The sequence below is a fragment of the Pseudoalteromonas sp. genome (genome assembly GCF_041613455.1).
Taxonomy (GTDB): Bacteria; Pseudomonadota; Gammaproteobacteria; order Enterobacterales; family Alteromonadaceae; genus Pseudoalteromonas.
Genome location: NZ_JBFJHD010000350.1, coordinates 1 through 1,659, shown reverse-complemented (window position 1 = coordinate 1,659; position 1,659 = coordinate 1). Strand labels below are relative to the sequence as shown.

Sequence of the window (1,659 nt, the reverse complement as noted above, 5' to 3'; positions counted from 1 at the left end):
TCACCATTAGCGAGCGGCTCAATCGCCCATGGAACAGTGACGCCTGCTGCAACTGTAATGGGTTTAACATTAAGCGTTAAGGTATCCAGTTGTTTAAAGTCAACAGCCTGTGCAGATACAGCAGTAAGCGTTGCAAGGGCCAATACCCAAGCGGGGAGGGGGAGTAGTGGCGTTTTTTTATTTAATGTTACTGTGTTCATAATGGTTGCCAAAGTTAACGTATTATTAACCACTTTAACACGCGCTTCATTAGGGGGTTAATTATTTGCGATAAATAAAGAAGCCTAGTAATGACTTAAGATACAGCTAAGTTTGCGCACCGTTATTTGCATAATGCCTGCATTAAATAATCAGGCAGGATTAAAAGCTTAGCTGATTATTGCTTTAGAATGTTAATAATGGCTTATTTGATTAATTAATCACCACCACATGCAAAAAACTCTACCAATTAATTAAAAAACCGCTTGGTTTGCTATGGTTAAATAGTAGCTGGTTGTCATACAATGGAGAAAAATAGACCACACAAGAGAGAATAAAAATGGCCGCATTTGGTACTGTGTTTATGCCACAGATGATTCAAGCTAAGTTTTCTGACAATCAGTGGGGCAACAGCACGATTGTTCCTTGCGATAAGCTTGAGTTACATGCAGGTGCACACGTTCTGCATTATTCAAGTACATGTTTTGAAGGCTTAAAAGCCTTTCGCCATGAGGATGGCTCGGTAAATATTTTTAGAATGGATGCCAACATTGCACGCATGCAGCAAAGCTCTGAATTGTTGAGTTTACCGCCTGTTGATGGTGAGATGCTGAAAAACATGATTATCGATATTGTGCGTAAATACGCCGATGACACGCCGTTACCACCAGGCTCTATGTATATTCGCCCTACGCACATTGGTACAGAGGCGGCGATTGGTAAAGCGGCCGCGCCTTCAATGAGTTCATTGCTATATACTTTATTATCTCCGGTGGGGGATTATTTTTCCGGCGGGGCTACCGCGCTGCGAGTATTATTAGAAGAAGATGGCATGCGCTGTGCGCCGCACATGGGCATGATCAAAAGTGGCGGTAACTATGCCAGTGCACTTGGGCCGATTTCAGCAGCACGGACTAAATATAAAGCCGATCAAATTTTATTTTGCCCAGGCGGTGATGTACAAGAAACCGGTGCCGCTAACTTTATTTTGATTGATGGCAACGAAATCATCACTAAAGCACTCGACAGCACCTTTTTACACGGTGTAACCCGCAATAGTATTTTAACCCTTGCTAAAGACTTAGGCATGACAGTGAGCGAGCGCAACTTTAGTGTTACAGAACTATTAGAGCGCGCTGCAAAGCCAGGTACTGAAGCGGCACTTTCGGGTACAGCGGCAGTGCTTACCCCAGTAGGCACCTTTATTCATAACGATACTGAGTATAAAGTAGGTAGCGGTGAGCCAGGCCCCACTACAGCGCGTTTACGCCAAGCATTGAACGATATTCAATGGGGTAAAAGTGCAGATACCCACGGTTGGTTAACAAAAATTTAGTAGTTCAACTATTTAGTTTTATACCAATAAAAAGCCACCGCATGCGGTGGCTTTGCTATTTTAATTCAGCTTAAAACTTCATTACTATTTTACCGTATAGGTAGCGGCCATTAAAGCCGTAGGGT

At 43.0% G+C, this 1,659-nt stretch carries 1 protein-coding gene and 1 pseudogene; one reads left to right on the top strand and one right to left on the bottom strand.

Annotated elements, in window-relative coordinates:
- Positions 1 to 200, bottom strand: a pseudogene (locus ABYB02_RS16955) (PQQ-dependent sugar dehydrogenase); the annotation flags it as partial.
- 332 nt (positions 201 to 532) lie between these two features.
- Here ABYB02_RS16955 and ABYB02_RS16950 point away from each other — a divergent pair.
- Entirely contained in the window at positions 533 to 1,534 is a 1,002-nt protein-coding gene (locus tag ABYB02_RS16950; RefSeq protein WP_372763531.1) for a branched-chain amino acid aminotransferase, read from the top strand.
- The last annotated feature ends 125 nt before the right edge of the window (positions 1,535 to 1,659 follow it).